The 26,451-nt window shown below is 71.1% G+C and carries 30 protein-coding genes and 1 pseudogene; 16 read left to right on the top strand and 15 right to left on the bottom strand.

Annotated features, from left to right (window positions below; translation table 11 throughout):
- Window positions 1-51: 51 nt before the first annotated feature.
- Together ACLF3M_RS18255 and ACLF3M_RS18260 are read left to right on the top strand one after the other, a co-directional pair.
- The gene (locus ACLF3M_RS18255) at window positions 52-1,032 is read left to right on the top strand and encodes a Bug family tripartite tricarboxylate transporter substrate binding protein (RefSeq protein WP_430658395.1); all 981 of its coding nucleotides are present in this window, start codon (window positions 52-54) and stop codon (window positions 1,030-1,032) included.
- Window positions 1,033-1,099: 67 nt separating this feature from the next.
- The gene (locus ACLF3M_RS18260) at window positions 1,100-1,879 is read left to right on the top strand and encodes a class I SAM-dependent methyltransferase (protein ID WP_430658396.1); all 780 of its coding nucleotides are present in this window, start codon (window positions 1,100-1,102) and stop codon (window positions 1,877-1,879) included.
- Window positions 1,880-1,883: 4 nt separating this feature from the next.
- Here the strand turns inward: ACLF3M_RS18260 and ACLF3M_RS18265 are convergent, their stop codons facing one another.
- The 8 genes from ACLF3M_RS18265 to hslV form a co-directional block, all read right to left on the bottom strand.
- Window positions 1,884-2,882: a TAXI family TRAP transporter solute-binding subunit gene (locus ACLF3M_RS18265; protein ID WP_430658397.1), complete on the bottom strand. Its 999-nt coding sequence runs from the start codon at window positions 2,880-2,882 to the stop codon at window positions 1,884-1,886.
- A gap of 14 nt (window positions 2,883-2,896) precedes the next feature.
- Complete coding sequence (locus ACLF3M_RS18270) at window positions 2,897-4,438, bottom strand: hypothetical protein (RefSeq protein WP_430658398.1); 1,542 nt, start codon at window positions 4,436-4,438, stop codon at window positions 2,897-2,899.
- 136 nt (window positions 4,439-4,574) lie between these two features.
- Window positions 4,575-5,360, bottom strand: coding sequence for an FTR1 family iron permease (locus ACLF3M_RS18275; RefSeq protein ID WP_430658399.1), 786 nt, complete (start codon window positions 5,358-5,360; stop codon window positions 4,575-4,577).
- A gap of 82 nt (window positions 5,361-5,442) precedes the next feature.
- Window positions 5,443-6,261 (bottom strand): EcsC family protein, encoded by an 819-nt coding sequence (locus tag ACLF3M_RS18280; protein ID WP_430658400.1) that lies wholly within the window; start codon window positions 6,259-6,261, stop codon window positions 5,443-5,445.
- Window positions 6,262-6,319: 58 nt separating this feature from the next.
- On the bottom strand, window positions 6,320-6,709 hold the full coding sequence (locus ACLF3M_RS18285) for a type II toxin-antitoxin system death-on-curing family toxin (RefSeq protein ID WP_430658401.1): 390 nt from the start codon (window positions 6,707-6,709) through the stop codon (window positions 6,320-6,322).
- Between the two features lie 4 nt (window positions 6,710-6,713).
- On the bottom strand, window positions 6,714-6,938 hold the full coding sequence (locus ACLF3M_RS18290) for an AbrB/MazE/SpoVT family DNA-binding domain-containing protein (protein WP_430658402.1): 225 nt from the start codon (window positions 6,936-6,938) through the stop codon (window positions 6,714-6,716).
- Window positions 6,939-7,010: 72 nt separating this feature from the next.
- Entirely contained in the window at window positions 7,011-8,333 is a 1,323-nt protein-coding gene (gene hslU / locus ACLF3M_RS18295; protein ID WP_430658403.1) for an ATP-dependent protease ATPase subunit HslU, read from the bottom strand.
- On the bottom strand, window positions 8,330-8,887 hold the full coding sequence (gene hslV / locus ACLF3M_RS18300) for an ATP-dependent protease subunit HslV (RefSeq protein WP_430658404.1): 558 nt from the start codon (window positions 8,885-8,887) through the stop codon (window positions 8,330-8,332). The genes hslU and hslV overlap by 4 nt, the downstream gene beginning before the upstream one ends.
- A gap of 109 nt (window positions 8,888-8,996) precedes the next feature.
- Here hslV and hisB point away from each other — a divergent pair, with 109 nt between their 5' ends.
- The 6 genes from hisB to ACLF3M_RS18330 are packed head-to-tail and all read left to right on the top strand — an operon-like array spanning window position 8,997 to window position 12,822.
- On the top strand, window positions 8,997-9,596 hold the full coding sequence (hisB, locus tag ACLF3M_RS18305; protein ID WP_430658405.1) for an imidazoleglycerol-phosphate dehydratase HisB: 600 nt from the start codon (window positions 8,997-8,999) through the stop codon (window positions 9,594-9,596).
- Entirely contained in the window at window positions 9,597-9,995 is a 399-nt protein-coding gene (locus ACLF3M_RS18310) for a DUF2628 domain-containing protein (RefSeq protein ID WP_430658406.1), read from the top strand.
- A complete protein-coding gene (hisH, locus tag ACLF3M_RS18315; protein WP_430658407.1) occupies window positions 9,992-10,639 on the top strand; it encodes an imidazole glycerol phosphate synthase subunit HisH in 648 nt (215 codons plus the stop codon). The genes ACLF3M_RS18310 and hisH overlap by 4 nt, the downstream gene beginning before the upstream one ends.
- The gene (locus tag ACLF3M_RS18320) at window positions 10,636-11,217 is read left to right on the top strand and encodes an N-acetyltransferase family protein (protein WP_430658408.1); all 582 of its coding nucleotides are present in this window, start codon (window positions 10,636-10,638) and stop codon (window positions 11,215-11,217) included. The genes hisH and ACLF3M_RS18320 overlap by 4 nt, the downstream gene beginning before the upstream one ends.
- A 43-nt stretch (window positions 11,218-11,260) precedes the next feature.
- Entirely contained in the window at window positions 11,261-11,992 is a 732-nt protein-coding gene (gene hisA / locus ACLF3M_RS18325; protein ID WP_430658409.1) for a 1-(5-phosphoribosyl)-5-[(5-phosphoribosylamino)methylideneamino]imidazole-4-carboxamide isomerase, read from the top strand.
- Between the two features lie 2 nt (window positions 11,993-11,994).
- Window positions 11,995-12,822: a trypsin-like serine peptidase gene (locus ACLF3M_RS18330; RefSeq protein WP_430658410.1), complete on the top strand. Its 828-nt coding sequence runs from the start codon at window positions 11,995-11,997 to the stop codon at window positions 12,820-12,822.
- Here ACLF3M_RS18330 and ACLF3M_RS18335 read toward each other — a convergent pair.
- Both ACLF3M_RS18335 and ACLF3M_RS18340 read right to left on the bottom strand, forming a co-directional pair.
- A complete protein-coding gene (locus ACLF3M_RS18335) occupies window positions 12,797-13,024 on the bottom strand; it encodes a hypothetical protein (protein ID WP_430658411.1) in 228 nt (75 codons plus the stop codon). The genes ACLF3M_RS18330 and ACLF3M_RS18335 overlap by 26 nt on opposite strands.
- A gap of 109 nt (window positions 13,025-13,133) precedes the next feature.
- Window positions 13,134-14,030 (bottom strand): LuxR C-terminal-related transcriptional regulator, encoded by an 897-nt coding sequence (locus tag ACLF3M_RS18340; RefSeq protein WP_430658412.1) that lies wholly within the window; start codon window positions 14,028-14,030, stop codon window positions 13,134-13,136.
- Between the two features lie 133 nt (window positions 14,031-14,163).
- On the opposite strand from ACLF3M_RS18340, the gene ACLF3M_RS18345 reads away from it, so the two are divergent.
- The 7 genes from ACLF3M_RS18345 to ACLF3M_RS18375 are packed head-to-tail and all read left to right on the top strand — an operon-like array spanning window position 14,164 to window position 21,127.
- Window positions 14,164-15,099 (top strand): 3-keto-5-aminohexanoate cleavage protein, encoded by a 936-nt coding sequence (locus ACLF3M_RS18345; protein ID WP_430658413.1) that lies wholly within the window; start codon window positions 14,164-14,166, stop codon window positions 15,097-15,099.
- A 35-nt stretch (window positions 15,100-15,134) separates the two neighbouring features.
- A complete protein-coding gene (dctP, locus tag ACLF3M_RS18350) occupies window positions 15,135-16,145 on the top strand; it encodes a TRAP transporter substrate-binding protein DctP (RefSeq protein ID WP_430658414.1) in 1,011 nt (336 codons plus the stop codon).
- Window positions 16,146-16,151: 6 nt separating this feature from the next.
- The gene (locus tag ACLF3M_RS18355; protein WP_430658415.1) at window positions 16,152-16,640 is read left to right on the top strand and encodes a TRAP transporter small permease subunit; all 489 of its coding nucleotides are present in this window, start codon (window positions 16,152-16,154) and stop codon (window positions 16,638-16,640) included.
- On the top strand, window positions 16,641-17,957 hold the full coding sequence (locus tag ACLF3M_RS18360; protein ID WP_430658416.1) for a TRAP transporter large permease: 1,317 nt from the start codon (window positions 16,641-16,643) through the stop codon (window positions 17,955-17,957).
- A 4-nt stretch (window positions 17,958-17,961) separates the two neighbouring features.
- On the top strand, window positions 17,962-18,357 hold the full coding sequence (locus tag ACLF3M_RS18365) for a RidA family protein (RefSeq protein WP_430658417.1): 396 nt from the start codon (window positions 17,962-17,964) through the stop codon (window positions 18,355-18,357).
- Window positions 18,354-20,339, top strand: a complete 1,986-nt coding sequence (locus ACLF3M_RS18370; protein WP_430658418.1) for an alpha-ketoacid dehydrogenase subunit alpha/beta — start codon at window positions 18,354-18,356, stop codon at window positions 20,337-20,339. Before ACLF3M_RS18365 ends, ACLF3M_RS18370 begins: the two co-directional genes overlap by 4 nt.
- 2 nt (window positions 20,340-20,341) lie before the next feature.
- Window positions 20,342-21,127: an HpcH/HpaI aldolase family protein gene (locus ACLF3M_RS18375; RefSeq protein WP_430658419.1), complete on the top strand. Its 786-nt coding sequence runs from the start codon at window positions 20,342-20,344 to the stop codon at window positions 21,125-21,127.
- Window positions 21,128-21,143: 16 nt separating this feature from the next.
- Here the strand turns inward: ACLF3M_RS18375 and ACLF3M_RS18380 are convergent.
- The 4 genes and pseudogenes from ACLF3M_RS18380 to ACLF3M_RS18395 all read right to left on the bottom strand — a co-directional run.
- A pseudogene (locus ACLF3M_RS18380) lies at window positions 21,144-21,498 on the bottom strand (transposase); the annotation flags it as partial.
- Window positions 21,499-21,736: 238 nt separating this feature from the next.
- A complete protein-coding gene (locus ACLF3M_RS18385; RefSeq protein WP_430658420.1) occupies window positions 21,737-22,555 on the bottom strand; it encodes an undecaprenyl-diphosphate phosphatase in 819 nt (272 codons plus the stop codon).
- Between the two features lie 334 nt (window positions 22,556-22,889).
- Window positions 22,890-23,327, bottom strand: a complete 438-nt coding sequence (locus ACLF3M_RS18390) for a hypothetical protein (protein ID WP_430658421.1) — start codon at window positions 23,325-23,327, stop codon at window positions 22,890-22,892.
- 87 nt (window positions 23,328-23,414) lie between these two features.
- Window positions 23,415-23,585, bottom strand: a complete 171-nt coding sequence (locus ACLF3M_RS18395; protein WP_430658422.1) for a JAB domain-containing protein — start codon at window positions 23,583-23,585, stop codon at window positions 23,415-23,417.
- Between the two features lie 142 nt (window positions 23,586-23,727).
- On the opposite strand from ACLF3M_RS18395, the gene ACLF3M_RS18400 reads away from it, so the two are divergent.
- Window positions 23,728-25,077, top strand: coding sequence for a calcium-binding protein (locus tag ACLF3M_RS18400; RefSeq protein ID WP_430658423.1), 1,350 nt, complete (start codon window positions 23,728-23,730; stop codon window positions 25,075-25,077).
- Between the two features lie 157 nt (window positions 25,078-25,234).
- Here ACLF3M_RS18400 and ACLF3M_RS18405 read toward each other — a convergent pair whose 3' ends face one another.
- Window positions 25,235-26,434, bottom strand: coding sequence for an MFS transporter (locus tag ACLF3M_RS18405; RefSeq protein ID WP_430658424.1), 1,200 nt, complete (start codon window positions 26,432-26,434; stop codon window positions 25,235-25,237).
- Window positions 26,435-26,451: the final 17 nt, after the last annotated feature.

The raw sequence follows: 26,451 nt of genomic DNA on the forward strand, positions 1-26,451 counted from the left end.
AGCGACCGATCGAAGCAACCCGGCCGAAGGGCCGTTCCTCGGGAGGATCGCATGAGCTTCCATCGCCGCGCCCTGCTGGCCTCCGCCGGCGCCCTTGTCGCCGGGCGCGAGGCCTTCGCGCAGGCGCAGCCGGCCTGGCCGTCGCGCCCGGTGAGCGTGCTGGTGCCCTTCGCGCCGGGCGGCTCGACCGACTTCGTGGCGCGGCTGATCGCGCAGGAATTCTCGACGATCTTCGGGCAGCAATTCGTGGTGGACAACCGTCCCGGCGCGTCCGGGACCGTGGCCGCCGGCGCACTGGCCCGTGCGCGGCCGGATGGCTACACGCTGGCGGTGATGCCGAACGGCACCTTCGCCATGGCGCCGTCGCTCTTCCCGCTGAGCTACGACAACGCCACGGCCTTCACGCCGATCGGGCTGATCGCGACGAACGCGATGTTCATCTGCGTCGCGCCCGACGCGCCCTGGCAGAATCTCGGCCAGCTGATCGAGGCGTCACGTGCCGCGCCCGGCCGGATCTCCTTCGGCAGCGCCGGCGCGGGGGTGGCCAACCACCTCGGGCCCGAGCTGCTGGCCGACATGGCGAACATCCAGTGGCTGCACGTGCCGTACCGGTCCGGCGCGGCGGCGCTGCAGGACGTGATCGCGAAGCAGGTGCAGATCTCCTTCGTGGACAGCGTCACCGCGATCCCCTTCCTGCGCGACCGCACGCTGCGCGCGCTGGCCTACACGGGCGACACGCGCAGCCCGCAGGCGCCCGATGTGCCGACGGTCGCCGAGCTCGGCTTCCCCGGCTATCGCGCCTCGACCGATTTCGGCCTCTTCGCCCCGGCCGGCACGCCGGCACCGATCGTCACCCGTCTCAGCGAGGCAATGCGTCAGGTCATGGGCTCGGCGGCGACGAAGAGCCGGCTCGAACCGCTCGCGATCGATCCCGTCGGTGGCACGGCGGAGGCCTTCGGCCCCTACATGCAGGCCGAGAGCACGAAGTGGGGCGAGCTCATCCGCAAGCGGAACATCCGCCCCGAATCCTGAACGCCGCGCGCGGCGCGCTTCCCGGCGCGGCGCGCCTGCGCGATGCTGGCGCCGGAGGGCCCGGCGCATGAGCGAGATCCGCTTCGAGGACGGCGCGGCCTATGAGCGCTCGATGGGTGTCTGGAGCAGCCTGGCCGGAGAGGTCTTCCTGGACTGGCTCGCCCCGGCGCCCGGCGGGCGATGGCTCGACGTGGGCTGTGGCAACGGTGCCTTCACCGAGCAGATCCTGCGGCGCTCCGCGCCGGCCGAGGTGCAGGCGCTCGATCCCTCCGAAGGGCAGCTCGCCTTCGCCCGCGGCCGGCCCGGCGCGCGGGCCGCCAGCTTCCGGCAGGGCGATGCGCTGTCGCTGCCCTTCGAGGACCGGCGCTTCGACGTCGCCGCCATGGCCCTCGTCGTCTTCTTCGTCCCCGACCCCGCCAAGGCCGTCGCCGAGATGATGCGCGTGGTGCGGCCTGGCGGCGTCGTCGCGGCCTATGCCTGGGATTTCAGCCGCGGCGGCTTCCCCTTCGAGGTCGCGCATGCCGAGCTGCGCGCCATGGGCCACCCGCCGCCGCGCCCGCCGCACTGGGCCGTCGCCGCGCGCGATCCGCTCGCCGCGCTGTGGCGCTGGACGGGGCTGCGCGACGTCGAGCTGCGCGACATCACGGTGCGCCGCCATTATCCCGGCTTCGATGCCTTCTGGGACAGCATCGTCGGCACCGCGACACTCGCCAGGCTGGTCGCGACGCTGCCGCCCGCGGAACTCGCCGCGCTGCGCGAGAGGCTTGCGGCGCGGCTGACGCAGCCCGACGGTTCGGTCGCCTACGACGCGCTTGCCACCGCCGTGCGCGGTACCGTGCCGGCCTGAAGGATCAGCGCGCGGCCACGCCGCCGAGCCGCGCCATGACGTCCTGCGCGACGCCGAAGCGCGTCCAGCCCGGCACCTGCGCCGTCAGGTTCACCTCGAGCCACTTGGCGTGGCGCGGCGGGCGTTGGAACTCCTCGAAGCGCGTGAAGAAGGCGTCCACGAAGCGCGCGACCTTGCGATGGCGGTCGCTGCCGGACGGCCAGGCATAGACGGCCATGACCGCGCCGACCGCGATCGTGTCCACCGTCTGCCCGGCCGGGATCAGGTTGGGGTAGCGCGCCGCCTCGAGCCGGGAGGGCAGGTAGGTCTCCATCAGCGCCGGCGTCGCCTGCACCGGCAGGAAGCGCAGGCCGGACCCCGCGGGAATGGCGGAGAAGAGCCGCGCCGGCTGGCCGGCGACGAAGGCCATCGCCGCGATCTCGCCGCGCCGCAGCTTCTCGAGCGCGACGTCCTGCGGATCGTGCGTCAGCGTGGCGGCGACGCCCAGCCTTTCGAACACCAGGGACGCCGTCATCGCCGTGCCGCTCGGGCGAAGGTCCACATTCACCCGCTGCCCCGCGAGATCCTCGACGCGCGCGACGCGCGGGCCCGCCAGCAGGTGGAACTCCTCGTCGTAGAGCTTGGCGATGTAGTGGACGAGCTGCGTGACGCCCGGGAACAGGCGCTCGCGCTGCGCATAGGCCAGCACGTCGGACTGCACGATGCCGACGTCCACGCCGCGCAGGAACATGATGTCGGCGATGTTCTGCAGCGAGCCGCGCCCGATGATCGGCAGCACCCGCAGCTCGTCGCCGTTGTCGAGCACGGCGGCGAGGTCGGCCGCGATGCGGACATAGGTGCCGTCCACCCCGCCGGAGACGACCCCGACCGTCCCGGCATTGGCGCGCTGCGCCGCGGCCGAGAGCACCTGCGGCGAGGGCTGCTGCGCCCGCGCCGGCGCAAGCCCCGCCGCCAGGGCGGATGCCCCGCCCAGCAGCAATGCGCGCCGCGATGCCTGTCCCATGTCCGTCCTCCCCATCAGCGGCCGACGCCCCGCAGCAGGGGCGCCGCCGCGGGCTCGCCGAGTTCCGCGGCCTGGCGGTACCAGCGCGCCGCTTCCTCGGGATCCGGCCGCAGGCCGCGCACCCCGAGCCTGGCGAGCTCGGCCGGGTCGTGGGTGCGCCCGAGGGCGAGTGCCGCCGCGCCGCTGCCCTCAGCGGCGGCCCGCGCATACAGGAGACGCGCCGCGGAGACGTCTCCGAGCGCCAGCATCCGGTCGCCGCGCCGGAGCAGCGCCTCGACGGCGGCGGGGGCCATCCGCGGCCGCGCTTCGGCCGGCGCGGCGGGCTGCGGGACGGGCTCCGCCTGCACCGCCGGCGGCTGAGCCGGGGCGGGCGCCGCGGCCGACTGCGGCCCGGCGCGGGGATCGGCATCGGTGGGCGGTGCCGCTTCCCCCGGCGCCGGGAGGGCGGCCGGCTCGACCGGCGCAGGGGCGGGGTCGGCGACGGCGTCGAACCCGGTCTTCGCGCCGGGGGGCGATGGAGGCTCGGCCGCCTCGGCGGCCGAAGGCGGCGGATCGGCCTGCGCCGCTTCCAGGCCGGCGGATCGAGGCGCCGAGGGCGGCGGGGGTGGAGCCGGCGGCGGCAGGTCGGGCAGCGCAGCGATCAGGATCGCCGCGGGCGGCGCGTCGGGCAGGAGATTCGGCGACGGGGGAGACAACGGCCGCAGCGTCGGCAACGAGGGCAGGCCCGGCAGGAAGGCGAAGGCGCGGGGCAGGTCGGACAACCGGGCCGGCGGATCCGGCGGCATGGCGGCGCCGGCCATCGCGCCAGGGGGGAAGGGGTTCGCGATACGGGGCGGATCCGGCGGCGGCGGGAGCGGCGGGCCAGGCGGCGTCCCGGCCGCATCCGCGGCTGCGATCGGCTCGGGCTCCACCAGCACCGCCGCCGAGGTGCTTATCACGGGGCTCGCCGGCGCATCCTCCGTGAGCACCAGCGGATCGGCGGGCCCCGGCCCGCCCGCTGCTTCGATGGCTGGCGTCCGGTGAAGCTGGACCGCGACCAGGCCGAACCCTGCGAGAGCCGCGACGGCAGCACCCAGCACCGCCAGGCGTGGCCCGGTCAGCGCCCGCTCGTCGCGTCGGGCATCCGGCCCGCGCAGCGCGGCGATCGCCGGGCCCACCCAGGAATCATCCGCGCCGCCGCCCGCCGCGAGCCTCTGGGCCAGGGCGTGTTCGAGCGCCCGGCCCAGCCGCTCCGTGCGCGACGGCGCGATGCCGAGATGCAGCACTGGCACGGCCTTGCGGTGCGCGGAGTCCAGCTCGGCCGCGAGGCACAGCCGCAGCCGCTGCACCGCATCCGGCGTGACGGCGGGCTCGATCTCCACCAGCACGATGCCGAGCTCGGAGTGCAGCAGGACGTAGGGCACGCGGACCCAGTCCGAGCCGCCAACGGGGGGCGGCAGCAGGCAGGGGCCCAGCCGATGCCAGTCCGGCGACAGGCCAGCCAAGGCCTGATCGAGCAGGGATTCGGGCCCGTCCTCGAACTGCCCGGACGGAGGCGGGTGTGCCCCTAAGTCCATGCGAAGCGCCTCCCCTGCCCCGCCGAGTGCTGGCCCGACCGGGCACGACAGGTTAGGCGCCGACTATCCGCCGATTGTATGCCGTTGGCGGTTCACACCAGTGTCACCTGGATTGCGCTTCGGCAAGCCTGGCCCGTCACTCCGCCGCCGCGGCCCTGGGCGATCCATGCGAGGCCGGCCGCGGCCGGAAGGCGGGGATCGCGACCAGCAGCACGGCGATGAAGGTGCCCAGCGCCTCCCAGGTCGCGGGCAGGCCGACATCCTCGAGCCAGTCCGCGTCGATCGGCGTGAAGGGCAGGATGGTCTGCTCCTGCAGCTCCTGCACGCCGGCGGCAGCGAAGCGCGCGGCCATGACCAGCAGGAAGACGGACGTCACGAGGAACATCGGCCGCAGCGGCAGCCGGACCGCCCCGCGCGAGATCACCATCCACAGCACGACCAGCAGCACCGCCGCGACGCCGATGCCGAGCGCAAGCATCAGCGGCTGCCCCCCGCCGCCCAGCGCGGCGAGGAACAGCACGGTCTCCGCCCCTTCGCGGAACACCGCGAGGAAGCCGATCGCGCCGACCGCGAGCGCGACGTTGCGCCCGGCGAGCGCCTTGTCGGCCTTGGCCTGCAGCGCGCGGCTCCAGGCGCGGGGATCGGCGCTGCGGGCAAGCCAGCCGCCGGTCCAGAGCATCAGCCCCGCCGCGAGGAAGCAGGTGATGGCCTCGACGCGGTCGTCATGCGCGCCGCCGAGGAAGGCGGCGTAGAGCGCCGCCGCGACCAGGCTCGCCAGGATGCCGGCACCGGCACCCCAGTAGAGCGCACCGGCGCGATCCGGCGCGACGCGGATGAGAAGCGCGGCGAGGGCCGCGAGGACCAGGACCGCCTCCAGCCCCTCGCGGAGCAGGATCAGGGCGGCGTCGAGGGCAAGGGACATGCGAAGGCCTGCGATTAAGAACCGTTCGCAACTCTAGACTGCGGTCGGAACCACGGCACGTGAGAAGCCCGTCACCTTCCGGTCAGGCGTTGAACCGGGCGTCGCGGGTTTCGGCGAGCTGCTCATAGGCGCGCTTCACCAGCGCGGCGCCGTGCGTGCGCTCCAGCCGGCGGACGGTGAAATGCGCCTCCGCCACGCCGCGGAAATGCTCGAGGAAGGCGAGGTTCACCGCGGCACCGGCGGCCGCGCCGATCAGCGGCACCGCCTGCGCCGAGAGCTTCAGCGCGACGGGCCCGCCGAAGCGTGCTGCGATGGCGCCAAGGAAGCCCGGCAGCGCGACGCCGACCAGGCCACGCGTGGTCGCGCCCTTCAGCGCCTCGGCCAGCGCGATGCGGACGGCGAAGTAGCCGGTTTCCGCCGCGTCGTCCCGCGCGTCGCGGCCGCCGAGAGCGAACACCTTCAGGCATTCCGCGGCGGCTTCGGGTTTCGACAGGTCCTCGCCGTTCTCCGCCGCGACGGCGGCGACCTGGCGCAGCAGAAGCGCGGTGGAGACCGGCAGCTCCACCAGCGTCCCCGGCAGGCCGAAGGCGCCGCCCGCCGCGCCGGAGGCCGCCGCCATGCCGCGATGGAACCAGTTGGAAGCGACGGGGATCGGCGTGCGCGCGGGATCGGTCTTCAGCGCGGCTTCCATCGCTGCCGACAGCGCGCGCCGCACGGCGGTGTCGAGCGCGGCCTGGAACGCGGTGGGGAGGCGCGCCTTCAGCACCTCGACCGGCTGTCCCGCGAGCGAGGCGAGCTGCGCGGCGAGAGAGGCGTGCTCCAGCCGGTCGACGGCGCGCGCAAGCTCGCCCCGGGCGGCGGCGGGGAGGTCGGTGAGGGGTTCGGCTGATGTGACGGACATGCGGCGAAAGATATGGGGAGGCGCGCCGCGCAATTCAGCGCGGCGCGGTGTGGTCGCATCACCGCGGTGCGGTGTGGTCGCGAAGCCAGGTCGCGAACTCCTCCTCCGCCATCTCGCCGGCGGCGAGGTCGAGCATCGCCACGGTCGCCATGGCCGGCGGCGCCGTCAGATCCAGTCCGTTCAGCATGAGGAAGACACCGGCCGCCGCGAAGGCCGCGCGCTTGTTGCCGTCCACGAAGGGGTGGTTCTGCGCGATGCCCTTGGCATAGGCCGCCGCCAGGCAGCAGAGGTCCTGCTCCTGCTCGTAGGCATAGCGGTTCAGCGGGCGCGCGAGGGCGCTGTCCAGCAAGCCCTCGTCGCGCACGCCGTCGGCACCACCGAAGAGGCCGAGGCTTTCGCGATGGAGCAGCAGCAACGCGTCCTTCGCGAGCCAGAGCGGCTCGCGCATGGCGCTACTTCGCGAGCGCCGCGAAGGTCTCGCGGTACTTCTTCATCATCTCGCGGCCGAGACGGAGCTGCTCCTCGACATCGGTGGCCACGGGCGTGAGGAGGAAGCCGTCCGGCGTCTCCACTACCTGCACCGTGTCGCCCTCCGCGAGGTTCAGCTTGGCCAGCAGTTCCTTCGGCAGCACGACCCCCACCGAATTGCCGACGGCGCGCAGCTTGAGCGTGGCCATGACGGGACCTCCGTGTTCACGGAGGTTATAACAGCCCCGCCAACACGTGTCTACATCCGTGGATACGTGGGCCTACAGGATGAACCGGCTGAGATCCGCGCTGGCTGCGAGCGGCGCCACGCGGCCGCGGACCAGCTCGCCGTCCACTGTGACCGTCTCCCCGTTGCGGTCGGACGCGGTGAAGGAGATCTCGTCGAGCAGCCGCTCCATCACCGTTGCCAGTCGCCGCGCGCCGATGTTCTCGACCGTCGCATTGATCTCGGCCGCGAGCTCAGCCAGCGCATCCACGGCGCTGTCCTGCACGTCGAGCGTCACGCCCTCGGTCCCCAGCAGCGCCACGTATTGCCGCACCAGCGAATGCTCGGGCTCGGTCAGGATGCGACGGAAATCCTCGCGGGTCAGCGCCTTGAGCTCCACGCGGATCGGCAGGCGGCCCTGCAATTCCGGCAGCAGGTCCGAGGGCTTGGCCATGTGGAAGGCGCCGGAGGCGATGAAGAGGATGTGGTCCGTCTTCACCGGCCCGTGCTTCGTCGTGACCGTCGTGCCCTCGATCAGCGGCAGCAGGTCGCGCTGCACGCCTTCGCGGGAGACGTCGCCGCCGCGGAAGCCGCCTTCGCTGGTGCGCGCGCAAACCTTGTCGATCTCGTCGATGAAGACGATGCCGTTGTTCTCGGCGTTCGCGACCGCATCGCGGGTCAGCTGGTCGCTGTCGAGCAGCTTGTCCGCCTCGTCCTTCGTGAGCGCGATGCGCGCCTCGGCCACGCTCATCTTCCGCGGCTTGGTGCGGCCGCCGAACATCTTGCCGAGCATGTCCTGCATGTTCTGCATCTGGATGCCTTGCGCGCCCGGCAGGTCGATCATGCCGATCGGCGAGCTTCCGGTGTCGGCGAGCTGCACCTCCACCTCCCGGCTCTCGAGCTGGCCTTCGCGCAGCAGGCGGCGGAATTTCATCTTGGTCTCGCCGGAGGCGCCTTCGCCCACGAGGGCGGAGACCAGCCGTTCCTCCGCCGCCAGCTCCGCCTTGGCCTGCACCGCCTTGCGGGAGGTCTCGCGGGTCTGGTTGATGGACGCCTCGACAAGGTCGCGCACGATGCTGTCCACGTCGCGGCCGACATAGCCCACCTCGGTGAACTTCGTCGCCTCGACCTTTAGGAAGGGCGCGTTGGCGAGCTTCGCCAGGCGCCGCGCGATCTCCGTCTTGCCGCAGCCCGTGGGCCCGATCATCAGGATGTTCTTCGGCACGACTTCCTCGCGCAGGCCGCTCGGAAGCTGCTGGCGGCGCCAGCGGTTGCGCAGCGCGATCGCGACGGCGCGCTTGGCCTCGCCCTGGCCGACGATGTGCCGGTCGAGTTCGCTGACGATCTCGCGCGGGCTCAGATTGACAGCTTCGGTCACGCTTCCAGGCTTTCGAGAACGATGTTGCCGTTGGTGTAGACGCAGATGTCGCCGGCGATCTTCATCGCGCGGCGGCATATCTCTTCGGACGACAGCCCCTCAACCGGCAGCAGCGCGCGTGCCGCGGCCAGCGCGTAGTTGCCGCCCGACCCGATGCCGATCACGGCATCCTCGGGCTCCAGCACGTCGCCCTGGCCGGTCAGCAGCAGGCTGCGCTTGGAATCGGCCACCGCCAGCAGCGCCTCCAGCCGGCGGAGGTAGCGGTCGGTCCGCCAGTCCTTGGCGAGCTCGACGCAGGCGCGCTCGAGCTGGTCGGGGAAGCGCTCCAGCTTCGCCTCAAGCCGCTCGAGCAGCGTGAAGGCGTCGGCGGTGGCACCGGCGAAGCCGGCCAGCACGCGGCCGTTGGCAATGCGGCGCACCTTGCGCGCATTGGCCTTCACCACGGTCTGGCCCAGCGAGACCTGGCCGTCGCCCGCCATGGCGACGCGCCCGTCCTTCCGGACGCAGAGGATGGTGGTGCCGTGCCAGCCGGCGAGGTCGTCATTGGTCGTCATGAGGTATGATGTGGCCCGCCGCCCCGGCGCGGACAACGGCCCCCTCGCCAAGCCGCGCCCCGGGGCGTAAAGGGGTCGGAGGCAGTCTCTACAACCGGAACGCGAGCAGATGACCCCCCGTCGCGCCGAAATCGCGCGCGCCACCTCGGAGACGGATATCCGCGTCGCCCTCGATCTCGACGGGTCGGGCAAGGGCGAGATCGCGACGGGCGTCGGCTTCCTCGACCACATGCTCACCGCGCTCGCCCGGCACGGGATGATGGACCTGAAGGTCGCGGCGAAGGGCGACCTGCACATCGACGACCACCACACGACCGAGGATGTCGGCATCGTCATCGGCCAGGCGATCCGCGCCGCGCTGGGGTCCAAGCACGGCATCCGCCGCTTCGGCCAGGCGCTGGTCCCGATGGACGAGGCGCTGGCCGAGGCCGCGGTGGACATCTCCGGCCGGCCCTACCTCGCGTGGTCCGTGACCTTCCAGCGGCCCAAGATCGGGACCTTCGACACCGAGCTGGTCGAGGAGTTCTTCCGCGCGCTCGCCTTCAACGCCGGCGTGACGCTGCATGTGACCTTGAAGGCCGGCACCAACGCGCACCATGTCGCGGAGGCCTGCTTCAAGGCCGTCGCACGCGCGCTGCGCATGGCGACTGAGCAGGACCCCCGCTCCGCCGGGGCGATCCCGTCCACCAAGGGCAGCCTGGAGGGGTAGTTGAAGCTCTACACCGTCCATGGCGAGCCCCCCCGCGAGGCCTCCGGCCCCGAGGGATGGCCGGAACCCAGGCCGCGCCCGCCGGTCCTGGTGAGGGAGGGCTTCTCGTTCTGGGCCTTCGTCTTCGGCTTCCTCTGGTTCCTGTTCAACCGCCTGTGGTGGGAAGCGCTGGCGCTGCTGGCGCTCACCATCGGCGCGGGCTTCCTGCCGGACCCCGTCTCGGGCGTCGCCATCCTCGCGCTGCACCTGCTCGCCGGGATGGAGGCGCGGGACCGGCTGCGCGCGAAGCTCGCCCGCAAGGGATTGGCGGAGCTCGGTGTCGTGGCCGCGCCCGACCAGGATCTGGCGTGGTTCCGGCTCGGCCAGCAGCGGCCCGACCTGGTGAAGGCGATGCCATGAAGATCGCCGTCATCGACCCCGGCTCGGGGAACCTCGCCTCCGTCCGCCGCGCGCTGGAACGCGTGGCGCGGGAGGAAGGCGTGGCGGCCGACATCGTCGTCACCACGCGGGCCGACGACCTGCGCGACGCCGACCGCGTCATCCTGCCGGGCCAGGGCGCCTTCGCGTCATGTCGGCGCGGGCTCGACGCGCTGCCCGGCATGACCGACGAGCTCCAGGAGCAGGTGATCGACAAGGGGAAGCCCTTCCTCGGCATCTGCGTCGGCATGCAGCTCATGGCCGAGCGCGGGCTGGAGCATGGCGTGACGCCCGGCCTCGGCTGGATCGCCGGCGAGATCGCGCCGATGGACCCGCGCGAGGGCGACGCGGCGCTGCCGCTGCCGCAGATGGGCTGGAACGGCCTTCACCGCGCCGCGCCGCATCCGCTGCTGGACGGCGTCGCGGAAGGCGGCCACGCCTATTTCGTGCATTCCTACGCACTGCAGGGCGGCGACGACCGACAGCTGCTGGCCTCGGCCGAGTATGGCGGGCCGGTCGTCGCCATGGTCGGGCGCGACAACATCGCGGGGACGCAGTTCCACGCGGAGAAGTCGGGCCAGGTCGGGCTGCGCATCCTGGCCAACTTCATGGGCTGGACGCCATGAGCCAGGCGAAGCCCGCCGGCCACAAGCTCTCGGTCGAGATCGCGACGACGCTGACCGAGCACGACATCGAGGACCTCTGCGAGGCCACCAACGCCGCCATCATCGAAGGCGGCGGCTTCGGCTGGGTGCAGCAGCAGGATCGCGGCGTGCTGGCGCGCCACTTCCGCGGCGTGCTGCTGGTGCCGGACCGCATCCTGTTCATCGCGCGACTCGACAGCGTGGCGGTCGGCTCGGCCCAGCTCGTGCGCCCGTCCCGCAACAACGAGGCCCAGGCCTTCGCCGCGCAGCTGACGGCGGTCTACATCGCGCCCTATGCCCGGGGCTTCGGGCTGGCGCGGCGCCTGCTGGACCGCGTCGAGGAGCACGCCGCGGCCATCGGCTTCCGCGTGCTGAACCTCGACGTGCGGGAGACGCAGGAAAGCGCGATCGCGCTGTTCGAGAACACGGGATACACCCGCTGGGGCACGCACCCTGCCTATGCCCGCGTGGACGGAAGGACGGTGGCGGGCCACCACTACTACAAGCTGCTCGAGCCCGGCCGCGGCCGCAGCACGGGGAGCCTGATCGGCGGGGCATGACGGGCACCATCGTGTCGTGCACGACCCGGCCCGGAGCCGCGGCATGACCTTCACCCTCTACCCCGCCATCGACCTCAAGGGCGGCCAGGTCGTGCGCCTGAAGCGAGGCGAGATGGACCAGGCGACGGTCTATGCGGATGACCCCGCCGGGCAGGCCGCGTCCTTCGCCGCCGCGGGCTTCGCCTGGGTGCATGTGGTGGACCTCGACGGCGCCTTCGCGGGCAGGCCGGCCAATGCGGCCGCCGTGAAGGCGATACTCGGCGCCGTGCCCGGCCTGCCCGTCCAGCTCGGCGGCGGCATCCGCGACATGAAGACCGCGGGCGCCTGGCTCGAGGCCGGCGTGGCCCGCATCATCCTGGGCTCGGCCGCGGTGAAGGACCCGGACTTCGCCCGCGCCGCCTGCAAGGCGTTCCCCGGCCGGGTCGCGCTCGGCCTCGACGCGCGCGACGGCTTCGTCGCGACCGAGGGCTGGGCCGAGACCTCCGATGTCACCGCGCGCGACCTCGCGCTGCGCTTCGCGGATGCCGGCGCGGCCGCCATCGTCTTCACCGACATCGCGCGCGACGGCATGCTGTCCGGCGTGAACCTCGAACTGACTGCCGATCTCGCGCGCGCCGTGCCGATCCCGGTGATCGCCTCGGGCGGGCTTGCGGCGGTCGGCGACATCGTCGCCTTGAAGGCGACGGGGGCGGGCATCGCGGGGGCGATCCTCGGCCGTGCGCTGTATGACGGGCGCGTCGAGCCGGCCGCCGCGCTGGCCGCTGCACTGGCGTAGCGATGCGGGCCGCGGCCCTTCCCGCCCTGCTCCTGCTCGGCGCCTGCACCGGGACCGCCATCGGACCGAGCTATCCCGGCCTCGCGGGCGCCAACCGGGCCGGCCTCGGCGCGCAGGAAGTGCGCCAGCAGGTCGCGCTGGACGATCCGCCCTGGCGGTCGGTCGGCGTGGTGGCGACCGCGGTGGGCGGGCGCTGCACCGGCGCGGTGGTCGGGCCGCGCACCGTGCTGACCGCGGCGCATTGCCTGCTCGATCCCCGCACGGCGGAGCCGCTGGACCCCCGCGCCGTCGTCTTCGTGCTCGGCCTGTCGCCGGAAAACGAGGGGCTGCGCGCGCGGGTGGACAGCTTCATGCTCGGCCCCGGCTTCGCGGCGCGGCCGGGGCCTGTACCGGACCCTTCGGCGCCGCCGGATGCCGATTGGGCGCTGCTGCGGCTCGACCCCTCGGCGCCGCCGCAGCCGGCCGACCGGGTGCTGCCGCTGGCGCCGGGCTTCGTGCGGCCGGGCGTGCCCGTGGCGTTGGGCGGCTACCAGGCGGATCGACCGACGACACTGGTGGCCGACGTCGCCTGCACCACGCTGGGCTACGGGCGCGACCTGGCCGGGCGGATGATGCTGCGCCATTCCTGCTCGGCGACCGGCGGGTCGTCCGGCGGGCCGCTGCTGCTGAAGCAGCCCGACGGGTCCTGGATCGTGGCCGGGGTGGGGTCCATGGCGGTGCGCGGCCAGGCCGGCGGCTGGGCCGTGCCGGCCGCGACGATCCGGCGGTCGGGCGGCGAGCCGAAGGATGACGCGCCGGCCGCCGTCAGGGCGTCCGCGCTTCCTCGCTGACCACCCACCCCTGCAGGGGCGGCTCCCCGCAATCCCGGCACCAGAGCTCCCGGCGCAGCCCGATCAGGTGCAGCCGCGCGTCGCGCCCGACCAGCGCGGCGAGCCGGTCACGCCGGAAGGTCCGCACGCCGCAGGTGCAGGGCAGGCGCAACGCCTGGTCCGGCGCGAGATCGGCGACGGTGTAGGTGAAGGACGGGTCCATGCACCCGAACAATACCAGAACATCGCTGATAATGCATCACCGGAGGTGACGATCGCCTTCGCCCCGCGGAAGGTCGCTTGTCATGGTGCCGCGCGACCTGGAGACGCGATCACCGCCAGCCCGTCGTCGGCGGCCCGGCGTCGCGTCGCAAGGCTGCCTCGGTCCGGTTCCTGGCGCCAAGACGCCGCATGATCGCGGAGACATGCAGCTTCACCGTCCCCTCCCCGATACGAAGCTGCGTCGCGATTTCGCGGTTCGGAAGCCCCTGTCTCAGCAGGCCGAGGATTTCCCGCTGTCGCTGCGTGAGGCCGGATGTCGCCTCGAGGCCGGGTGCGGGCTGCTCGGGAAGCGCGGGCGGTGCCTCGGCCGAGCTGCCGGCAGCCTGCATGAGCGCCACCGCACTGGCCAGGGCGGCTTCGAGCTCCTCGAGCCTCTGGAGCGGAACGCCGGATGAGCGCGGAGGCAGCGCCTTCAGCGCCTCCCGCAGCCGCGCCATCGGACGGGCCAGGTCGCGCAGCGCGACCGCACTGAGGCCGCTGCCCGACGCCTCTCGCCGTCGGGCGGCGTCGAGGGCGGCATCGAGCGCGGCACGCGCCTCGTGCCGGTCCGTCACGTCGAGGGCGACACCGTCCCAGACCACGCTTCCATCGGCCAGGCGCCGGGGATGACCGATGGACCGCACCCAGCGAAGCGTCCCGTCGGGACGGCGTACGCGGACCTCCATGTCGAGCGTCTCCAGCGTCGCGGCGGAGCGCTCCAGCGCCTCGACGAAGCGCGTGCGGTCGGGCTCGGGAAGCCATTCATGGCCGACGCTGGTCGCGCCGAGCAGGGCTTCGGGGTCCAGGCCGAAGGTCTCGCGCACGCCGGGGCTGACATAGGTGTAGCGATAGCGCCCGTCCGGCAGCCGCATGCGCTGCATGGTGTGGCCGGGAAAGTGCCCCTGCAGCAGATCGAGCAGGCCCTGCGCCAGCGGCACGCCATCAGGACGCTGATCGCTGCGGCTCATATGGCTTAGGTTATAGAAATCCGCAGCCGGATCAAGCATTCCACGCGCAACAGCGTGATTCCAGCAATTCCTATTGACCGTAAGGCATATGCCGCTGGTATGTGGGTCCTGGGAAACGAACCAAGGGCCGACCGTGCGCAAGCTCATCATCGAGGCGCGCGTCAACGAATACATGATGCGCGAGCAGGGCAATCCGAACGTGCCCTACACGCCGGAAGAGATCGCGCGGGACGCGGTCGCCTGCCGCGAGGCCGGCGCCGCCATCCTTCATTTCCACGCCCGCCGGCCCGACGGATCGCCCGACCACGCCGCCGAAAGCTACGCCGAAGCCGTGCGGCTGATCCGCGAGCATTCCGACATCCTGGTGCACCCGACGCTCGGCTACGTCACGCTCGATGCCGGGCCCGAGGCGCGCGTCGCGCATATACTGGAGATGGCGCAGCATCCCGAACGCGCGCCGCATTTCGCGCCGATGGACATGGGTTCGGTGAATGTGGACCGCTACAACGCGCAGGCGCGGCGGTTCGAGACGCAGGAGCTGGTCTACCGCAACTCCACAGGCACGCTGATGCATTTCGCCGACGCGATCCGCGGTGCCGGCCTGAAGCCCTATCTCGTGTCCTGGACGATCGGTTTCACGCGCTACGTCGGCGCCTTCATGGACATGGGTCTGCTCGAGGAGCCGGGCTATCTCTGCTTCTGCCTGACCGACAACACCTTCCTCGGCGGGCATCCCGGTACGCTGCGCGGGCTGCAGGCGCATCTCGACTTCCTGCCGGAAGGCCGGCGGATCGAATGGACCGTCGTGAATTTCGGCGGGAACCTGTTTTCCCTCGCCGCGCCCATCATCGCGCAGGGCGGGCACATCTCGATCGGGCTCGGCGACTACACCTATCACGAGCTCGGCGGCGGCGGCGCGATGCCCACGAATGCCGAGATCATCCGCCGCGTCGCCGGGATCGCGCGCGAGCTCGGCCGCGAGGTCGCGACGCCCGACGAAGCGAAGGCGATCCTCGGCATGAAGAACCCCGGTCCGGTCGCCGGAGCGCCGACAGGCGCAAAGGCGTGAATCGGCCTGGCAATGCACAAGGGAGACCACGTCCGATGATCCGCCGCCGCCTGCTGCTGGCAGCCCCCGCCGCGCTCGCCCTGCCCTATGCCGCGCCGCCGGCGCTGGCGCAGGGCGTGACGCTCCGCATGCAGCACTTCCTCGGTACCAACGCCGCGCTGCACACCGTCGCGATGGCCTTCGCCGAGGATGTGAAGAACGCGACCGGCGGGCGCGTGACGATCAGCGTGCTGCCCGGCGGCGCCGTGGTCGCGCCGACCGAGCTGCTGGAGACCGTGCGCAACGGCGTGCTCGACGGGCAGTTCGCGGCACCTTCGTGGTTCGCCGCGCGCGACGCGGGCTTCGTCATCCTCGGCGACACCGGCGCGACCTTCCCGTCCGTGGATGCGCGCGACCGCTGGTTCAGCGAGGGCAACGGCGTCGATCTCGGCCGCCAGCTCTATGACCGCTTCGGCCTGTATTACGTGGACCAGTTCTACTGGCCGGGCGAGCACATCCCCTCGCGCCGCGCGCTGAACGGGGTGGAGGATTTGCGTGGGCTCAAGGTGCGCTGCCCGCCCGGCATGATCGCGGAGGTGTTCGGCCGCGCCGGCGCCTCCGTCGTCAACCTCCCGCTCCCTGAGCTCTTCAACGCGCTGCAATCCGGCGTGGTGGACGCGGCCGACCAGGCCAATCCGGGCCTGAACTACGCCGTCGGCCTCTACCGGAGCGCCCGCTTCTCGATCGCGGCGAACCACTCCATGCCGACTTGCGAGGTCAGCTTCAACAAGCGCCGCTGGGACGGGCTGCCGGCCGAGGCGCGCCAGGCCATCGCCGCCGCCGTCAAGCGCATGTCCGCCGCCCACAAGGCCGCAATCGAGCGCGAGGATGCCGAGGCGCTGGCCAAGATGCGCGAGGAAGGCATCACCATCATCGAGTGGCAGCCCGCCGAGGTGCAGAAGCTCGGCCGTGTCACGGCGGAGGTGCAGGACACCTACGGGCCGCGCTCGCCGCTCGCCGGGCAGATCCTGGGCAGCCTGCGCGCTTTCCAGACGCGCATCGGCTGAGAGTCGTTGGACCGTCTCGCGCTCGGGCTCGGGCGCGTCGCCGCCTGGGTCTTCGTCGCCGCCGTCGCCGTGACCGTCTACGAGGTCACGGCGCGTTATCTGTTCGGCGCGCCGACGAACTGGGCGCATGAGACGACGACGACGCTCTGCGCTGTCGGCTTCGCGCTCGGCGGCGCCTATGCCTTCGCGCGCAACGAGCATATCCGCATCACCGCTCTGGTGGATCGCCTGCCGCCGGGGCCGCGCCGCGCGCTGGAGCTGATCGGCCTCCTGCTCGGCCTCGTCTATCTCGCCGGGCTCGGCTACGCCGCCTGGAACCAGGCGGTGGACAGCATCTGGCGCTTCGACGCGACGGGCTGGACGCCGGAGCTGACGCCGGGACCGCCGAACTGGCCCTTGCCGGCGATCGTGCGCGGCGTGCTGGTGGCCGGGACCGTCCTGTTCCTGCTCTGCGTCGTCCAGCGGACCGTCGCGATGCTGCGAGGCCGCGCCTGAATGTTCCCGGTCGAGACGATCACGCTGATCATCGTGCTCGGCATCCTGGCGAGCGTGGCGCTCGGCGTGCCGCTCGCCTTCTCGTCGGGCGCCATCGCGGTCGGGCTGACGCTGTGGTTCTTCGGCCCGGATGCGCTGATGCTGCTGTCGTCGCGCACCTATTCCTTCCTCGACAGCTACGTGCTGGTCAGCGTGCCGCTCTTCGTGCTGATGGCCTCCATCCTGGAGCGCAGCGGGCTGGCGCGGGATCTCTACAACGCCTTCTCGGTCTGGGCGGGGCGGCTGCGCGGCGGCATCGCGGCGATGACGACGCTGGTCGGCGTGGTGATGGCCGCGACGGTCGGCGTGATCGGCGGCGAGATCGTGGTGCTCGGCCTGGTCGCGCTGCCGCAGCTCCTGCGCTTCGGCTACCAGAGGAAGCTCGCGATCGGGACGATCTGCTCCGCGGGATCGCTAGGGACGATGATCCCGCCCTCCATCATCCTCGTGTTCTACGGGCTGACGGCGAATGTGCCGATCGGGGACCTGTTCGTCGCGACGCTGCTGCCGGGGCTGCTGCTGGCCGCCATCTACATCGCCTACATCCTGATCCGCTGCGGCATGGACCCCACACTCGGCCCCGTGCCGCCGCCGGAGGTCACCGACGTTCCGTTCCGCGAGAAGGTTGCGATGCTGAAGGGCGTCGCACTGCCGGTCTTTGTCGCCTTCAGCGTCATGGGCTCGATCTATCTCGGCATCGCCAGCGTGACGGAAAGCGCGGGGATGGGTGTCGCCGGCACGCTGCTGGCCTGCGCGCTGCGCGGCGAGCTTTCGGTCAGGCTGCTGCGCGAGGCCGCGCTGCAGACCATGTCCACCTGCGGCGTGGTGCTGTGGCTGGTGCTCGGCACCAATGCGCTGATCGGCGTCTACAACCTGGTCGGCGGCATCGCCTATGCGACGGAGCTGTTCCGCTCTATCCCGCTTCCGCCGCTCGGCGTCGTGATGGTGATGATCGGGGTGTGGATCCTGCTCGGCATGTTCCTGGACTGGATCGGGATCATGCTGCTGACCATGCCGATCTTCGTGCCCACCATCACCGCGCTCGGCTTCGACCCGCTGTGGTTCGGCATCCTCTTCAACATCTCGATGCAGATCGCCTATCTCTCGCCGCCCTTCGCGCCGGCGGCCTTCTACCTCAAGGGCGTGGCACCGGCCGACATGACGTTGGAGGAGATCTTCTCCGCCATGTGGCCCTTCATCGCATTGCAGGTCGTGGGACTCGCTGTTGTCGTCGCCGTCCCGCCGCTCGCGACCTGGCTGCCGAAATTCCTGGGGTGAGGGCATGACCGGACGTCGCATGATCATCCCGCCGGGGATGGAGAACATCGTCGAGCGCTTCCGGTACGCCCCCGGCGTGCTGGTCGGCGACACGCTGCATATCTCGGGCCAGGTCGGCCGCGACGAGAAGCTCCAGATCATCGAGGACAAGGAAGCCCAGTTCGACCAGTGCTTCCGCAACGTGAAGAAGGTGCTGGACGCCGCGGGCTTCTCCTTCGCCGACGTCGTCGAGCTCGAGACCTGGTTCCTGCGCTTCCCCGCCGACCTCGCGCTCTTCATGCAGGTGAAGGACCGCTGGATCACGGGGCCGGTCTATCCGACCTGGACGGGCTTCGGCGTCGCCTCATTCTCCATGCCGGGCATCATCTGCGAGGTGAAGGTCAAGGCCGTACGGTCATGAACGTCGCGCTCGACACCGCGACGCTGGAGCGCTTCTACCGCGACCTCTGCCGCGTCCGTCGCTTCGACGAGCGGGTGATCGAGCTGTTCCTCAAGGGCGTCGTGAAGGGCACCGCGCATAGCTGCGTCGGGCAGGAGGCGATCGCGGTAGGCGCCTGCGCCGCGCTGCGGCCTGATGACATGATCGTCTCCCACCATCGCGGCCACGGCCATTGCATCGCCAAGGGTGCCGAGATGCCGCGCATGATGGCGGAACTGCTCGGCCGTGCGACCGGCTATTGCGGCGGGCTCGGCGGCTCCATGCACATCGCGGCGCTCGACCGCGGCATCCTCGGCGCGAATGGCGTGGTCGGCGCCGGCATCGGGCTCGGCGCCGGGGCGGCGCTGTCGGCGGCGATCCGGCGGTCGGGCCAGGTCGCACTGGCTTTCTTCGGCGATGGCGCGGCGAACGAGGGCATCTTCCACGAGGCCTGCAACATAGCGGCGCTCTGGAAGCTGCCGCTGGTCCTGCTCTGCGAGAACAACCGCTACGGCCTCTCCACGCCGATGGCGCTGTCCACCTCCGTGCCGCGCATCGCCGACCGTGCCGCGTCCTACGCGATGCCCGGCGAGACCATCGACGGCAACGATGTGGAGGCCGTGCACGAGGCCGTCGCGCGTGCCGCTTCCCGGGCCCGCGCCGGCGACGGTCCCACGCTGATCGAGGCGCTGACCTATCGCTGGGGCGACCACTCCATGCGCGCCAACCTGCCGCGCTACCGCGCCGAGGCGGAGGAACAGGAGGCGCGCCAGGGTGATCCCGTCGCGCGGCTGGCGGAGGCGCTGCGCTCCCGCCAGGTGCCGGGCCATCGGCTCGACGCAATGCACCACGACGCCGCCGCCGAGGTCGAGGCCGCGATCGTCGAGGCCGAGCGCGCGCCGGAGCCGACGGCCGAGGTGCTGGCGCCCGCCGTGATCGCGCCGCACGCCACCGTCGCCGGGCCAGGCCCGGCCCACGCCTCCGCGCGCGAGATCTCGATGACCGAAGCGATCAACGAGGCGCTGGTGCAGGAGATGGCGCGCGACGCCTCGGTCTTCGTCATCGGCGAGGATGTCGGGCGCATCGGCGGCATCTTCGGCTGCACGCGCGGCCTGATGGACCGCTTCGGCGCCGAGCGCGTGCGCGACACCCCGATCAGCGAGAACGCGATCGCCACCATGGCCGTCGGCGCCGCCATCACCGGGCTGCGGCCCGTGGTCGAGATCCAGATCTTCGACTTCGTCACGCTGATGATGGACGCGATCGTCAACCAGGCCGCTAAGTTCCGCTTCATGCTCGGCGGCAGGCCCCGCGTGCCCGTCGTCTTCCGCGGCCCGCAGGGCGGCGGCATCCGGCTCGGCGCGCAGCATTCGCAGTCGCTGGAGGCCTGGTTCGCCCATATCCCGGGCCTCGTCGTGATCGCGCCCTCCAGCCCCTATGACGCGAAGGGTCTGCTGGCGAGCGCGATCCGCGACGACAACCCCGTTGTCTTCCTCGAGCACAAGCTGCTCTACGTGCAGGCGCGCGGGCCGGTGCCGGCGGTGGACTACGCCATTCCCATCGGCCGCGCCGCCACGCTGCGACCGGGGCGCGACGTCACGATCCTGGCGACCATGGCAATGGTCCCGCAGGCGCTGAAGGCCGCCGCCGATCTCGCGCGCGAGGGCATCGAGGCCGAGGTGATCGACCCCCGCACGCTTCGGCCGCTCGACCTCGACAGTATCGTCGCGAGCGTGAAGCGCACCAACCGCCTCGTCGTCGCGCATGAGGCCTGGACGCGCCACGGCTTCGGCGCCGAGGTTGTCGCCGCGGTGGTGGAGACCGCCTTCGACTGGCTCGACGCGCCGCCCGAGCGCGTCGGCATGGCCGATATCCCGATGCCCTACAACGACACGCTGGAGCGGCTGGTGATCCCGGGCGCCGCCGACATCGCGGCCGCGGCGCGCCGCAGCATGGGACGCTAGCCATGCCCCGCCGGACCTTCGCCGACCTCCTGCTTCTCGGCCGCCCGGCGATCGGCACCTGGTCGCAGGTCGCCGCGCCCGAGCTGATCGATATGATCGGCGCTGGCGGGTTCGACTTCACCATCGTGGACTGCGAGCATGGTGCGTTCGGCCTGGCGCAGGCGGAGAACCTGTTCCGTGCCTGCGACGCCGCCGGCCTCTCGCCGCTGGTGCGCGCGCCGGCCCTCGACCCCGGCTGGATCGGCCGCGCGTTGGACTCGGGCGCCGAGGCCGTGATCGTGCCGGGCATCGCTTCCGCCGCGCAGGCCGCGCTGGCCGTCGCCGCCACGCGCTTCGCGCCCGAGGGATCGCGCGGCGCCTGCCCCTGCGTCCGCGCGGGCGGCCATTTCATCCGCGACTGGCGCGGCCATGTCGCCGCCGAGCAGGCGAAGGGCGTGATCGCGCTCGTGGAGACCGCCGCGGGGCTGCGGGAGATCGAGGCGATCTGCGCGACGCCTGGGCTGCTCGGCCTGCTGGTCGGTCCCTTCGACCTTAGCGTCTCGATGGGGCTCGCCGGCGACTACCGCGATCCGCAGGTCGAGGCGGCGATGGAGCGCATGGCCGGGGCGGCCCGCACGGCGGCCCTGCCGCTGATCGCCCCCGTCTTCGATCCGGACGCCGACGAGACGGCGCGGCAATCGGCGCGCTGGATCGCACGCGGCGCCCGGCTTCTGGCCGTCGCGACCGACAAGATCCTGTTCAGCGACGCGGTCCGCCGCCAACGCGGGGCCGTCGCCAACCAGATCTAGACCCCTATTGCTCTCATTAAGCATAGGCGCGGTGGCGGAAGTAGGCGGTGCAGTCGCTGGGGTCGAGGAGGCTGCCGATAGTGTCCCAGAGGGCTCCGACGGTTCTGGCAGCGGCGGAGAGGAGCAGGCGCTTGAGCTTGCTGAAGCGAGTTCGATCGGGTTCAGGTCGGGGCTGTAGGGCGCAGATAGAGCAGCCGCGCGCCACGTGCGTCGATGGCTCCGCGGACGCCTTCGACCTTGTGGCTGCCGAGGTTGTCCATGACGACGATGTCGCCGGGCGCGAGCATCTGCTCGACCTAGGCGCGGAAGGCGCGGCCGTTGATCGCGCCGTCCAGCATGGGCGGCGCGACGGGGCCGGCCTCGCGCTCGCCCATCTCGCGCAGCCGCGCCCGCACCTTCACGACACAGGACGGGCTGACCGAGAGCCGCTGCGCTACCTCGCGGACCGCCTCACCACCAGCCGCCAACACACGGTCCCGCAGATCCTGCCCGTAGGCCTGCCCTCGACGCCACGCCATCGCCGCCTCCAGCCCAAGCTGGACGTCTACGAATCACACCCCGTCGCGCCGCCGCCAATCACAAGCCGATTCCAGCCACGGCTACTCGGGTCTAGCGCTGCGTCGACCAAACCAGGATCAGCAGCCCCAGCGCGATCCGATACCAGCCAAACGGGGCAAAGCCGATCCGGCTGATTGTCGCCAATATCCACCGCACTACGGCCAATGACACCGCAAAGGATACTCCAAAACCGATCATGAGCTGGCCCAGCCCGGCTTCGTCCAGCGATGCTCGTCCATGCCATACGCTGTAGACGGCGGCGGCCAGCATGGTCGGTATAGCGAGCATGAAGCTGAATTCCACGGCCGTGCGGCGATCCACCCCGGCCAGCAGCGCCACGATGATGGTCGCTGCCGATCGCGAAGTGCCAGGGACCATAGCCAGCGCCTGCCCGAGGCCAATCAGCAGCGCCGTCGAGGCTCCGATCTCCAGCACGGAGGTGATCCGGGGTGCAGGACGCGAGCGCTCGATCGCGATGATGACGACACCGCCCAGAATCAGCGCCACTGCGACCACCTGCGCACTAAAGAGCCGTACCGTGATCGGCTCGTGCAGCGTCGCTCCGAGAACCAGCGCTGGCAGCACGGCGAGCAGCACGTTTCTGGCGTAGAGGTTGGCCGGCGTGCCCGGCACCCAGCCGCGCGTCGCGATGCGCCACAGCACATCGCGCGACAGCCAAGCCACCGCCAGGATGGCGCCGAGCTGGATCGAGATCTCGAAGACCTTACCCGGTGGTCCCTTAAATCCGATTACCTCGCCGAGCAGGATCAGATGACCCGTGGATGAGATCGGAAGGAACTCCGTCAGCCCCTCAACGACGCCCATCAGCACGACAGGAAGCAGTGTCGCAGCGAGCTCTTCGACATGCATGGTTCCGAACTCAGTCCGGCTCCGCCAAGCCGGACGGCTTGAGCGTCACGATGCGGCTCCTCGCGAGCAGGCTGCTTCCTCGGCCTGCGCTGCCGGACAGATGCATTGGCATATCTCCTTGCGAAGTCCGGCGGAGGGCTTGGAGGGGAGCTATCGTCCGGCTGTCCTGCTGCAACGCGACACGGCGTCGCGGTTTGCTCGACTACCGCGGGAGCAGCGAGGCAACTTCGGGACCGTTCGGCGGCCGTGTCCCCTCCGGGGTTCTGTCGTTTCATCACGACTGCGCCGTTTGCGCTGGCAAGGGGCGCTGCCATGCGCCATCTATTGTCACTGTTCAGCTTGGGCCGAGCACACTTCCGTCGATCACCAGCTGCGGCAGCTGCGGCTCCTCCGGCATGACGTCCGCGGTGCGGCGCTCGCAAAAGGACGAAGACATCATTCCTGCAGCGCCTTCGTGGTCGGCGACGATCTCGGCAAAGGTCGGCGGCCAGGTGACGCAAAATGCCGTCGGCGCCCCCATTGGCCGCGAACACCCCAGGCAAAGCCCGATTAAAGCGACCACAATGCCGAGCACAACATAGACCGGCGCGTGGTGCGACCGCCGGAGTTCCGCTGCTGCTAGCGGCCAGCAGGCCAGCGTGACACCTGCCAGGACCAGCGGCACGCCTCCGACGAGCCAGAAGTAGATCGCGAGATGGGACTGGATCCGCGTTGCGTAAGCTGGCTCCCACGGTGGCGCGCGGCCAGTTGCAATCGGCGAGAGATAAAGCATCACTTGCAGGGCTCGACGCCGGCCTGCTGCGGATCGAGCACAACGTGGTTCGGGTGGCGGTGGGCAGCTACGCGGGCTTCGACGGGGTCAGGCTTCGCGAGCCAGGAGGGGACGCGCGAGCTGTTCGCTCGTCATCAAGGTTCCTGCCCGGCGGAAGCTGAACACCTCGCCATTCCCGACGATGAGCCGGTCGTGCAGCATGATGTCGATGCCCGCGCCGGCGTCTCTCAAGGTTGGGGACACCACGGTGTCAATCATGCCATGGAGTGCCCATCCCTCACATAACTGCGAGAGCCCGCCTCGACCGGATTATTCATGATACCGGATCGGCTCCGGCGACATAACGTACCGCATCCGATTTCGCCCACGTCTGGCTCGACAGCGAGGGGGGACCACACGGATGGCGAAGATCCTGGGCACGACTGGTAACGATAAGATCCCTGGCAGGCCCGGCGCTGACCTGGTCTTTGGGGATCCCTATTCAGGCGACCCTACAGCGCCCGGCGACCTGGGCGACCTGTTCGGCTTCGGAGGCAACGACACCGTCGAAGGCGGCCGCGGTGCCGACACCCTCGTCGGTGACGCGTCGCTTGCTTCCGGCGTTTCCCCGGTGAGTAGCGCCCTAGGTGGCGATGACGTGCTGCGCGGCGGCGAGGGGGATGATTGGATCGTCGGTGATGCCCTCCAGATGATCCGTTTTGCCGTTGGCGGCAATGACCTGCTCGACGGTGGTGACGGCAACGACACGCTGCTCGGCGACGCCGACAACTTCGGAAATAGTTCGAGAACCGACGGTGCGGCCGGCGGTGACGATACCCTCAACGGTGGCGCCGGCAACGACCTCCTGTATGGCGACAACAGGTTCCGAAGCGGCGCTTTGGGGGGCGGCGGCAACGACCTGCTCTACGGCGGCGCCGGCGACGACACTCTGGTCGGCGACGGCGGCGGCTTCGGCGTCACCTCAAGGGATGCCGATACGTTAGACGGCGGCAGCGGTAACGACTTGCTCTACGGCGGCCTGTCCGCGGCCATTGATGTGCTGCACGGCGGCTCAGGCAGCGACACGCTGATCGGCGACCAGACCGGCATTTCGTTCAGCCCCAGCACGGGCAGCCCTGACTCACTAGACGGCGGCAGCGGCGATGATCTCGTTTACGGCGACGCACTCAGTTTCGCGTTCGGGGGCCGAGGTGGCGCCGACACGATCGAGGGGGGCAGCGGCGCCGACACTCTCGTCGGCGACGCGTCGATGGCTGGCTTCGCCGCGGCGGCTGGCGCCGACGACAGCCTGGACGGGGGCGCCGGCAACGACCTAGTCTATGGTGACTTCCAGGCCGCGTCCAACAGCTTCCGCACCACCGCACTCGGAAACGATGTGGTGGCCGGGGGGGACGGCGCCGACACGCTCTATGGCGACTCGTTCTTGCTGGACAGCATCTTGATCTCCGGCGCCGACACGATCGAGGGTGGCGCGGGGAGCGATCTTTTCTACGGCGACGCCTCTGCGCTGACCGTCACCGGGGGCGCAGACGTCTTCGCCTTCCTCGGCGATTTCGGGCAGGATACGATCGGCGACTTCCACCAGGGCGAGGACCGCCTCGCCTTCCAGCTGCCGGGAGTCGGTGGTCTCGATGACGTCGACATCACGGTCGGCGCCACTAATACCGTCATCACCGTCGGGACTTTCGGCACGATCACGCTCGCCGGCTTCACCGCCCCGCTGACGGAGGCCGACATCCTAATCGTCTAATCCGACAAGGTGCCCCCGGATGCTCCACGTCCTGGGCGGCGAGCCACGCAAGGAGTGATACGGCGCCGGTCGCGATATCGCCGTGGTCCTGATCCAGGAATGGCTGGCGCGGCCGTATGACGGACGAGGTTGGCGCGCGGGGTGGTTCTGACCGCGATCAGCCTCGGACTGCCAGACGGCGCAGGATCGCGAAGCCGATCAGTACTACGGGCGCCAGATGCCCAAAAGCGAGCGTCCAGCCCATGACGCTGTCACGCCCGGCAAGGTCGAGTGCGAGCCCGACACCGAGGGGCCCGATGAAGCCGCCGGCGTAGCCGCACATGCTGTGGAGCCCCATAGTCGCCCCGCGCCGCGCCTTGTCGGCGGCCGCCACAGTCCCCGCCGTCAGCGCGGCGCTGTCGAGGTAAATCGCGGCGTTCCAGGCCAGCACGCAGAAGGCGGCGAGGGGCGCCCGGAGGCCGAATGAGAGGCCCGTGGCGACGCTCGATGCCGCGCCCGCAAGCATGGCAAGGGCCACGATGCGGCTGCGCCCAAGGCGCTGCGCCATCTCGTTGCCCGTGACAGAGACCGTGATGCCAATCAGGCCCGCGGCGGTGAACAGGGCATTGGGACCAGGCATCCAGTCCGGCGCATGGTCGTTCGCGATGACGAGCGCGAGGAAGGTCACGCCCCAGGCCCGTAGCGCAGCCATCTCCCAGGTGTGGACGGTGTAGCCGGCGATCCAGGCCATGGCCGGTCGGTTCCGGAACACCGGGCGGAAATCGAGCAACTCCGCGACGGGCACCTTAGGGCCGCTTCGCGCCGGCATGGGGGTGGCGAGGATCGCGGCGATGCCGACCGCCGCCGCGGCCGTGGCGGCACCGAAGAAGAACACCCCGGTGGGGCCCACGACGGCGTCCAGAAGCCCTGCTACCGCGAAGGAAGCGGCGCCGGCGATGCCGACGCCGAGGGCGTGCCAGCCTACCGCGCGCGACTGCTCGGCGCCGTCCAGGCGGTCGGCGATCATCTTCAGGCCGGGCATGTAGCAGCCCGCCCATCCAATTCCGGCGACGGCGCGCAGCAGTAGCGCGCTCCAGAAGCCGTCGGCAGCGACCGCCATGCCGAGATGCGAAAGCGCTGTCAGCCCTGCGCCGACGAGATAGACCCGCCGTGCGGGCACGCGGTCGGTGAGCGCGACGAGGATCGGGACCGCCGGGACGTAGGCCGCGAAGAAGGCGCCGACGAGCCAGCCTGCCTCGGTGGCCGAGAGCGACCACCGCGCGATGAAGGCCGGCAGCAGGGCCGGCAGGAAGAAGGCGCCGATCTGCACCAGCACCTGCGCGGCGATCACCGCCAGGACGGCGCGCGGGGCGCTCACGCCGGGATTGGCGGTAA

This window comes from Falsiroseomonas sp. HW251 (genome assembly GCF_050563545.1).
Taxonomy (GTDB): domain Bacteria; phylum Pseudomonadota; class Alphaproteobacteria; order Acetobacterales; family Acetobacteraceae; genus Falsiroseomonas.

What these genes read in the sequence shown, in the direction of transcription:
- ACLF3M_RS18255 (WP_430658395.1), top strand. Translation starts at nt 52, where the DNA reads ATGAGCTTCCATCGCCGCGCCCTGCTGGCCTCCGCCGGCGCCCTTGTC.
- ACLF3M_RS18260 (WP_430658396.1), top strand. Translation starts at nt 1,100, where the DNA reads ATGAGCGAGATCCGCTTCGAGGACGGCGCGGCCTATGAGCGCTCGATG.
- ACLF3M_RS18265 (WP_430658397.1), bottom strand. Translation starts at nt 2,882, where the DNA reads ATGGGACAGGCATCGCGGCGCGCATTGCTGCTGGGCGGGGCATCCGCC.
- ACLF3M_RS18270 (WP_430658398.1), bottom strand. Translation starts at nt 4,438, where the DNA reads ATGGACTTAGGGGCACACCCGCCTCCGTCCGGGCAGTTCGAGGACGGG.
- ACLF3M_RS18275 (WP_430658399.1), bottom strand. Translation starts at nt 5,360, where the DNA reads ATGTCCCTTGCCCTCGACGCCGCCCTGATCCTGCTCCGCGAGGGGCTG.
- ACLF3M_RS18280 (WP_430658400.1), bottom strand. Translation starts at nt 6,261, where the DNA reads ATGTCCGTCACATCAGCCGAACCCCTCACCGACCTCCCCGCCGCCGCC.
- ACLF3M_RS18285 (WP_430658401.1), bottom strand. Translation starts at nt 6,709, where the DNA reads ATGCGCGAGCCGCTCTGGCTCGCGAAGGACGCGTTGCTGCTGCTCCAT.
- ACLF3M_RS18290 (WP_430658402.1), bottom strand. Translation starts at nt 6,938, where the DNA reads ATGGCCACGCTCAAGCTGCGCGCCGTCGGCAATTCGGTGGGGGTCGTG.
- hslV (WP_430658404.1), bottom strand. Translation starts at nt 8,887, where the DNA reads ATGACGACCAATGACGACCTCGCCGGCTGGCACGGCACCACCATCCTC.
- hisB (WP_430658405.1), top strand. Translation starts at nt 8,997, where the DNA reads ATGACCCCCCGTCGCGCCGAAATCGCGCGCGCCACCTCGGAGACGGAT.
- hisH (WP_430658407.1), top strand. Translation starts at nt 9,992, where the DNA reads ATGAAGATCGCCGTCATCGACCCCGGCTCGGGGAACCTCGCCTCCGTC.
- ACLF3M_RS18320 (WP_430658408.1), top strand. Translation starts at nt 10,636, where the DNA reads ATGAGCCAGGCGAAGCCCGCCGGCCACAAGCTCTCGGTCGAGATCGCG.
- hisA (WP_430658409.1), top strand. Translation starts at nt 11,261, where the DNA reads ATGACCTTCACCCTCTACCCCGCCATCGACCTCAAGGGCGGCCAGGTC.
- ACLF3M_RS18330 (WP_430658410.1), top strand. Translation starts at nt 11,995, where the DNA reads ATGCGGGCCGCGGCCCTTCCCGCCCTGCTCCTGCTCGGCGCCTGCACC.
- ACLF3M_RS18335 (WP_430658411.1), bottom strand. Translation starts at nt 13,024, where the DNA reads ATGGACCCGTCCTTCACCTACACCGTCGCCGATCTCGCGCCGGACCAG.
- ACLF3M_RS18340 (WP_430658412.1), bottom strand. Translation starts at nt 14,030, where the DNA reads ATGAGCCGCAGCGATCAGCGTCCTGATGGCGTGCCGCTGGCGCAGGGC.
- dctP (WP_430658414.1), top strand. Translation starts at nt 15,135, where the DNA reads ATGATCCGCCGCCGCCTGCTGCTGGCAGCCCCCGCCGCGCTCGCCCTG.
- ACLF3M_RS18360 (WP_430658416.1), top strand. Translation starts at nt 16,641, where the DNA reads ATGTTCCCGGTCGAGACGATCACGCTGATCATCGTGCTCGGCATCCTG.
- ACLF3M_RS18365 (WP_430658417.1), top strand. Translation starts at nt 17,962, where the DNA reads ATGACCGGACGTCGCATGATCATCCCGCCGGGGATGGAGAACATCGTC.
- ACLF3M_RS18370 (WP_430658418.1), top strand. Translation starts at nt 18,354, where the DNA reads ATGAACGTCGCGCTCGACACCGCGACGCTGGAGCGCTTCTACCGCGAC.
- ACLF3M_RS18375 (WP_430658419.1), top strand. Translation starts at nt 20,342, where the DNA reads ATGCCCCGCCGGACCTTCGCCGACCTCCTGCTTCTCGGCCGCCCGGCG.
- ACLF3M_RS18385 (WP_430658420.1), bottom strand. Translation starts at nt 22,555, where the DNA reads ATGCATGTCGAAGAGCTCGCTGCGACACTGCTTCCTGTCGTGCTGATG.
- ACLF3M_RS18390 (WP_430658421.1), bottom strand. Translation starts at nt 23,327, where the DNA reads ATGCTTTATCTCTCGCCGATTGCAACTGGCCGCGCGCCACCGTGGGAG.
- ACLF3M_RS18395 (WP_430658422.1), bottom strand. Translation starts at nt 23,585, where the DNA reads ATGATTGACACCGTGGTGTCCCCAACCTTGAGAGACGCCGGCGCGGGC.
- ACLF3M_RS18400 (WP_430658423.1), top strand. Translation starts at nt 23,728, where the DNA reads ATGGCGAAGATCCTGGGCACGACTGGTAACGATAAGATCCCTGGCAGG.